The organism is Streptomyces sp. NPDC034086, assembly GCF_055575515.1.
Map to the genome: position 1 here is coordinate 181737 of NZ_JBVISM010000014.1, position 6880 is coordinate 188616.

At 74.5% G+C, this 6880-nt stretch carries 6 protein-coding genes and 1 pseudogene; all 7 read right to left on the reverse strand.

Going from position 1 to position 6880, the window contains the following annotated elements:
- Positions 1-8: 8 nt before the first annotated feature.
- Positions 9-956, reverse strand: coding sequence for an ACP S-malonyltransferase (locus ACZ514_RS26515; protein WP_468175503.1), 948 nt, complete (start codon positions 954-956; stop codon positions 9-11).
- A gap of 23 nt (positions 957-979) precedes the next feature.
- Positions 980-1807, reverse strand: coding sequence for a 4'-phosphopantetheinyl transferase family protein (locus ACZ514_RS26520; RefSeq protein ID WP_468175506.1), 828 nt, complete (start codon positions 1805-1807; stop codon positions 980-982).
- Positions 1804-2166: an acyl carrier protein gene (locus tag ACZ514_RS26525; protein ID WP_469125842.1), complete on the reverse strand. Its 363-nt coding sequence runs from the start codon at positions 2164-2166 to the stop codon at positions 1804-1806. Before ACZ514_RS26525 ends, ACZ514_RS26520 begins: the two co-directional genes overlap by 4 nt.
- Positions 2167-2251: 85 nt before the next feature.
- Positions 2252-2836 (reverse strand): NADPH-dependent FMN reductase, encoded by a 585-nt coding sequence (locus ACZ514_RS26530; RefSeq protein WP_468175512.1) that lies wholly within the window; start codon positions 2834-2836, stop codon positions 2252-2254.
- Between the two features lie 11 nt (positions 2837-2847).
- Positions 2848-4248 (reverse strand): MFS transporter, encoded by a 1401-nt coding sequence (locus ACZ514_RS26535; protein WP_469125843.1) that lies wholly within the window; start codon positions 4246-4248, stop codon positions 2848-2850.
- Between the two features lie 136 nt (positions 4249-4384).
- Positions 4385-6706, reverse strand: coding sequence for an SDR family oxidoreductase (locus ACZ514_RS26540; protein WP_469125844.1), 2322 nt, complete (start codon positions 6704-6706; stop codon positions 4385-4387).
- Positions 6707-6708: 2 nt separating this feature from the next.
- Positions 6709-6880: pseudogene (locus ACZ514_RS26545) on the reverse strand (cyclase); the annotation flags it as partial.

Genomic DNA, 6880 nt, shown 5'->3' on the forward strand with positions numbered 1-6880 from the left:
GTCGATGGTCAGACTGCGGTGCCGGTGAAGGCGTGCACGGCTCCGGCCAGCCGGTCCGCGGTGTCCGTGGAGTGGACCCGGACGCCCGGCAGGATCCGCTGGACCAGCCCGCCGAGCACGCGGCCCGGTCCCACCTCCACGAACCGGTCGGCGCCGGAGGCCGCGAGCGTCCCGACCGCCTCGGTCCACCGCACCGGGCTGGTGAGCTGGCCGCGCAGGGCGACGACGGCGTCGGCGGCCGAGGTCACCCACCCGCCGGTGACGCCGGACACCAGCGGCACGGCCGGATCGCGGAACTCCGTCGCGATGAGCGTCTCGGTGAACTCCGCCTCGGCCTCGCCCAGCAGGCTGGAGTGGAACGGGCCGCCGGTGCGCAGCCACTCCACCCGGGCCCCGGCCGCCCGGGCGGCGTCGGCGGCGTGGGCCACCGCCCGGGCCTGGCCGGACACCACGGTCTGGCGGGGCTCGTTGTCCCCCGCCACCTCGACCACCTGGCCGGTGGCCGCCCGGGCTTCGGCGCACATCCGCGCCAGGTCCGTACGGGCCAGGCCGATGACCGCCGCCGTGGCGCTGCCGACGCGGTCCCCGACCGTCGCGACGAGCTCGCTGCGGAGCCGGACCAGCCACAGCGCCTCGGTCCACTCCAGGACGCCGGCGGCCACCAGGGCCGCGTACTCGCCCAGGCTGTGCCCGGCCACGGCGTCCGGCCGCAGGCCCTCGCCGCGCAGCACCTCCAGTACGGCCAGGCTCGTCAGGAAGATCGCCGGCTGCGCCACCGCCGGGTCCTCCAGGTCCCGGGGGGACCCGTCCAGGCAGAGCCGGGTCAGCGGGAACCCGAGCAGGTCGTCGGCGGTGCGGTAGTAGGTGTCGGCGAGGTCGGGCCGCAGGGCGAGCAGCTCCTTGCCCATGCCGGCGCGTTCGGAGCCCTGGCCGGGGAAGACGAAGGCGGTGGTCATCCGGTCACGTCCTTACTTGCGGTTCAACTGGCGAGGACCGTGTGGTGCGGTCCGGGGGCGGCGGCGCCGCACACGGTGTTGCCCGCGGCCAGCCAGGTGTCGGGCACCCACCTGACGTCGACCACCTTGGGAGCCGGCCCCGCCACCGCCACCGCGGCGGCGTGGGTGGAGTCGGCCGGAACGCCGACCATGGTCCAGCCGTCCGGGTGGCGGCCGTGGTCGGTGCCGAGGTAGTCCTCGGCGGGCGATCGGCTCAACCCTGTACCGAGCCCCTTGAGAAACGCTTCCTTGCGCGTCCAGATCTGGCCGAACAGCTGCCGGCGCTCCTCGCCCTGCTCGGCCTCGGCTATCTCGATCTGCTCGTCGGGGTGCAGCGCCTTGGAGCAGATGTCCACCGTCTCGGCGCCGGGGAGTTTCTCGACGTCGACGCCGAGCGGCGTGGTGCCGACGCCGACCATGGCCACTCCCCCGCTGTGCGAGAGGGAGTAGTGCAGCGGCGGGGGCGGCGGGGACAGGGCGGGGCGGCCGTGCGGCTCGCCGCAGCCCGGGCAGGGCTCGCGCATGAAGCGGACGTCCTGGGGCAGGGTGGCCGTGTACCGTCCGAGCAGCCGGCGCACCGCCACGTGGGCGGCGGCGTACAGCAGGCCGTCGGACCGGCGGATGAAGGAGTCGGTGCGCTTGCGCTCCTGCTCGTCGAGTTCGCCGATCGCGAGCGCCTCGGCGTCCGGCCCGGTGGGACGGCGGATCAGCCAGAGGTCGACGCGGTCGGCGGAGAGGGTGAAGTCGGGCCGGTCGAGCCCCTGGTGGTTGACGACCGGGCGGACGGCCGGCAGGAGGGTCGTAGTGCTCATGCCGGCACCGCTGCCCCGTGCAGGTGGGCCTCGGGACCGAACTGGCCCGCGAGGCAGTCGATGAGCTCCTGGGCGCTGTTGGCGAGCAGCAGCCGCTGGAGGTTCACCTCGACGCCCAGCGTGTTCTCCATCCGGTACTGGAGTTCGATACCGGAGATCGAGCCGATCCCGAGGCAGCCCATGGGGCGGCCCGTGGTGTCGACCAGGTGCGGCTCGATGCCGAGGATCCGGCCGAGCTCCTCGCGCACGTACTGCTCGAGGATCCGGGTGCGCTCGTGCAGCCCGGCGGTGGCCAGGACCGCCATGTCGGGCGGGGTCATGTGGACGAGGCCGTTGTCTGTCTCGTACGTCTGTGACATGTGAAGTGTGTTCATGATGCTTTCCGGGTCGGGGCGGACGGGGCTTCCCCCGTCCGCCCGTGGTCGGGGGCCTACGCGCCGGGTGTCAGGCCTGGTAGGGGGACTTGGCGCGGCCCTCGCGGAGGGTGGCGCCCCACCAGACGAGCTGGTCGAGCAGGACCTTGGCCGCGCTCTGCGGTCCCTCCGGCTCCTTGGGCTGCCCGTCCTCGCCGAACTGCTCCCATGCCGAGTGGAAGCTGATGCCGTCGCGGACGGTGACGGCGTGCAGTTCGGCGAAGACCGGGCGCAGGTGCTCGACCGCCCGCAGGCCGCCCGCCAGACCGCCGTAGGAGACGAAGCCGACCGGCTTGGCGCGCCACTGGGTGTAGTGCCAGTCGATGAGGTGCTTGAGGGAGGCCGGGTAGCTGTGGTTGTACTCCGGGGTCACGATCACGTACGCGTCGGCCTGTTCGAGGCGCGGCGAGATCGTGGCGAGCGCCTCGGCGGTCTCCGGGGAGGGGTCGTGGGACAGGGCGGCCGGCAGGTCGTGCTCCGTCAGGTCGATCACGTCGACGACGAGGTCGTCCCGCTGACGGGCCTGCTCGGCGAACCACTGGCCGGGCACCGGCCCGAAGCGGCCCTCGCGGACGCTGCTGATGACGACGGCCAGCCGCAGGGGTTCCTTCGACATGGTGGGTCCTTTCATGAGCGGGTTGGTGGTGAGGAGACGTGGGACGAGCGGGTGAGGCCGCCGAGCGCGACGCACGCCCCGGCCGCTCCGACTGCGGTGACCAGCCAGAGCGCCGAAGCCCGGCCCACGGTGGAAAGCGCGGAGACGGACGCCGTGGTCAGCACGGCGCCCGCCTGCACGCAGGTCTGGTAGAGCCCTCCCGCCGCCCCCTGGAGCCCGGCCGGGACCGAGCCCGTCGCCTGGAGGTGGAGGGCGGTGAAGGCGAGGACGAAGGCGGCGCCGACGCACACCATGGCGGGCAGCAGACCGGCGGCGCCCGGATCGGCGCCCGGCGCCCTCGGGTAGAGCGCGTAGCCGGCCGGGGCGAGTACCGCCCCGGCGGCGACCGCTCGCGCCGGGCCCAGCCGGACGGCGATCCGGCCGGAGTACAGCGCGCTCAGCGCGAGCGGGACGGCGGCCGGCAGGAAGGCGAGCGCCGTCTGCCAGGCGCTGCGGCCGGCCCCCTGGAGGTGCAGGGTGGCGATGAGGAGGAAGCCGACGTACGAGCCGTTGAGCGCGGCGGCGCCGAACGCGGAGCGCAGCAGCGCCGTGTGCCGCAGCAGTTCGGGGGGCACCAGCGGTCGCGGCGACCGGCGTTCGGCCGTGACGAAGACGGCACCGAGCAGCAGCGCCGCGGTGAAGGCGGCCGCCGCGAGGGCCCGCTCGCGGCCGGGGCCGGCGAGGTTCGCGAGCGCGTACGCGAGCAGCAGGAGCGCGCCGGTCAGGCTGAGGCCGCCCGCCGGCGCGTGCCAGTCCGGCGCGCGCGGCCGCACGGCGGGCCGGTCGCGCGGAATCAGCCGCAGACCGGCCGCCAGGAGCAGCAGGCCGACGGGGGCCGGGAAGGCCAGGGTCCAGCGCCAGCTGATCCCGGTCAGCAGGCCCGACAGCAGCAGCCCCGCGCAGAAGCCGGCGGCGCCGAAGAAGGAGTAGAGGGACACGGCCCGGCGGCGGGCGGCGCCCTCCGGGACGGCCGCGGTGATGATGGCGAGTCCGGTGGGAGCGGTCAGCGCGACGCAGAAGCCCTTCACCACACGGGTGACGGTCAGCAGCGTCGCACTGTCCGTCAGGGCGCCGGCCAGCGAGGCGGCGGCGAAGACGGACAGCGCGGCCAGGTAGACCCCGCGGCGGCCGAGCCGTTCGACCAGGCGGCCGCCCAGGAGCAGCAGCCCGCCGAAGCCGGCGGCGAAGCCGCTGACGATCCACTGGAGCCGCGGGACGGAGAGCCCGAGGTCGGCGCCGACGGCCGGCAGCGCCACCAGGGTCGCGGACACCTCCAGCGCGTCGACCAGCATGTTCGCGGCGAGTACGGACACCAGGGCCCATCGGGCGCCGGGCCGTTCGACGCCCGGCGCGGTTGTCGTCGAGGTCAGCATGCGCGCGTTCCGCTCGGTGAGGAGGAGGGTGAGGGGCGGCCGGCCGGGGAGGGTTCCCCGGCCGGCCCGCCCCGTCGCCGGCGTGGCGTGGGTTGCGCCGGCGGTCCAGGGGGGTTCCGGGCGGTTCGCGGACGGCTCAGCCGAGCAGCGTTCCGCCCGTGGCGTCGACGAAGGAGCCGGTGATCCAGCGGGCCTCGTCGGTGGCGAGGAAGGCCACCACGTCGGCGACGTCCTCGGGTTCGCCGATCCGGTTGAAGGCGGACAGCGACGCCATCTGTTCGACGGCCTCGGGGATGCCGAAGACCGGATTGTCGTTGCGGGTGATCCCGGGGGCCACCGAGTTGATGGTGATGCGCCGGGGCCCGAGCGCCTTCGCGAAGTGCAGCGCGAGCTGTTCGAGCGCGCCCTTGCTCATCGCGTACGCGATCTCGTCCGGGTTCGCGAAGCGGGTCAGGCCGGAGGAGATGTTGATGATCCGGCCGCCGTCGGGCATGTTCCGCAGTGCCCGCTGGATCAGGAAGAACGGCGCCTTCGCGTTGACCGCGAAGATCCGGTCGAACTGCTCCGGGGTGACCTCGTCCGCCCCGACGCCGCCCATCACTCCGGCGTTGTTGACCAGGATGTTCAGGTCGGTGCTGCCGGTGCGCTCCAGCAGGTCGGCCTCCAGCGCGGTGAAGAGCGTGTCCACGTCGCCTTGGACGCCGAGTTCGGTGCGCACCGCGAAGGCGCGGCCGCCGTCCCTCTCGACCGAGGCGACGACCTCGCGGGCGGCCGCCTCGTCCCGGGTGTAGTGGACGGCGACGAGCGCGCCCTCCTCCGCCAGGCGCAGCGCGGCCGCGCGGCCCATGCCCCGGCTCGACCCGGTGACCAGGGCGGTCCTTCCCAGGAGCCTGTCCATGCCGTTCCTCCGGTCCCTCGGTGCCGGTACCGACCGCAGCGCCCGCACCGGGCCGCGCGGAGCGGCCTGCTCCGGGGTGCCGGACGGCACCGGGCCGAACCACCGCTCCAGGGCGGCCGTGACGTCACCGTCCGGCGCGTCGCCCGACCAGACGACGTGACCGTCGGGCCGGACCAGCAGGGCCGTGGTTCCCACTCCGGACGCCGGGTCCGCCGCGGCGGCGGTGGCGAAGCGCACCCGGTCCGCCCAGGGCCCGGCGGCGGCCCGCAGTTCCCTGCCGCGGTGCTCGTCACCGGGCGGGAGGAGCAGCAGGCCGCGGCCGGGGCGCAGCAGTTCGAAGGTCGTCGCCGGGCCCTCGTCGCCCACCGCGTCGGCCTGCGGGATCCGCCTGCCGAGCAGCGGGGTGCCGCCCGTGTCCGCCGGGTAGCGGACGTCCAGGCCCGAGATCATCCCGGCCAGGTGGGCGCGTACGTCCTCGTGGCCGGTCAGTTCCGCGAAGACCTCGCGGACCGCGTCGACCTCGGGGCCGCCGAGCAGCAGCAGCGCCTGTGTCCTGATGTTGCTCTGGACGGCCTGTCCGACGGCGTGCCGTTCCTCGTGGTAGCTGTCGAGCAGTGCGTCGCGGCCGTGCCCGGCCACCACGGCCCCCAGCTTCCAGCCGAGGTTGAAGGCGTCCTGGAGGCCGAGGTTGAGGGCCTGGCCGCCGATCGGCATCTGCTGGTGCGCCGCGTCACCGGCGAGCAGGAGCCGGCCCCGGCGGTAGCTCGTGGCCTGCCGGGACGCGTCCCCGAAGGAGTTCACCCACAGCGGGGTGCCGCCGCTGATGTCCTCGCCCGTGATGCGCTTCCAGGTGTCGGCGACCTCTTCGAAGGAGGGCTGGCCCCGGCGGGGTTCGGCGCCGAACTCGTGCACCATCACCCGGGTCACGCCGTCGGGCCGCCGGGCGGAGACGACGAGGCCTCCCTCCAGCCGCTCGAAGCGGCGGCCGGGGATGTCGATGCCCGCCACGTCCGCGCGCAGCAGTTCGCGCCCGGCGTCGTCGCCCGGGAACGCGAAGCCGCCCAGCCGGCGTACGGCGCTGTTCTCGCCGTCGCAGCCGACGGCGTACGCGGCCCGGACGGACGTGGCCGTCCCGTCGGGGCCGCGCACCTCGGCGGTGACCAGGTCTCCGGCGACGGTGAGCCCGGTCAGTTCGTGGCCGCGCCTGATCTCCGCGCCCAGGTCCGCGGCCCACTGGCCGAGCACTTCCTCCAGGCGGGTCTGCGCCACCTTCCACTGGCCCGGGTAGGGGCCGGGGAGGCCGAGGCCGAAGGGGATCCCCCCGAAGTGGCCGGCGGCGTCGTTCGGGATGTCGCCCAGTCCGTCGAGCAGTCCCCGGGTCGCGAGGATCTCCATGGTCCGGGAGTGCAGGGTGGAGGCACGGGATTCGGTGGTCGGCGCGGTGAGCTTGTCGAGGACCACCACGTCCGCCCCCGCCAGCCGCAGCTCCCCGGCGAGCAGCAGCCCGACGGGGCCCGCGCCGACCACGATCACCTGGGTTTCGGTGTAGTCCCCAGCCATGATCAGTCCTTGTTCCGGGTGCGTTCGGCGTAGTTCTTGGCGTGGCCGAGGGTGGCGCGGCTGTTGGTGCTCAGCGCGGTGTGGACGTACTCCCTGGCGTCCGCGACCGTGGCCCCCTCACCCAGGATGCCGGTGATGTTCGCGGCGTTGAGGGTGACCGTGTGCTGCGAGGAA

What these genes read in the sequence shown, in the direction of transcription:
- ACZ514_RS26535 (WP_469125843.1), bottom strand. Translation starts at nt 4,248, where the DNA reads ATGCTGACCTCGACGACAACCGCGCCGGGCGTCGAACGGCCCGGCGCC.
- ACZ514_RS26525 (WP_469125842.1), bottom strand. Translation starts at nt 2,166, where the DNA reads ATGTCACAGACGTACGAGACAGACAACGGCCTCGTCCACATGACCCCG.
- ACZ514_RS26540 (WP_469125844.1), bottom strand. Translation starts at nt 6,706, where the DNA reads ATGGCTGGGGACTACACCGAAACCCAGGTGATCGTGGTCGGCGCGGGC.
- ACZ514_RS26520 (WP_468175506.1), bottom strand. Translation starts at nt 1,807, where the DNA reads ATGAGCACTACGACCCTCCTGCCGGCCGTCCGCCCGGTCGTCAACCAC.
- ACZ514_RS26530 (WP_468175512.1), bottom strand. Translation starts at nt 2,836, where the DNA reads ATGTCGAAGGAACCCCTGCGGCTGGCCGTCGTCATCAGCAGCGTCCGC.
- ACZ514_RS26515 (WP_468175503.1), bottom strand. Translation starts at nt 956, where the DNA reads ATGACCACCGCCTTCGTCTTCCCCGGCCAGGGCTCCGAACGCGCCGGC.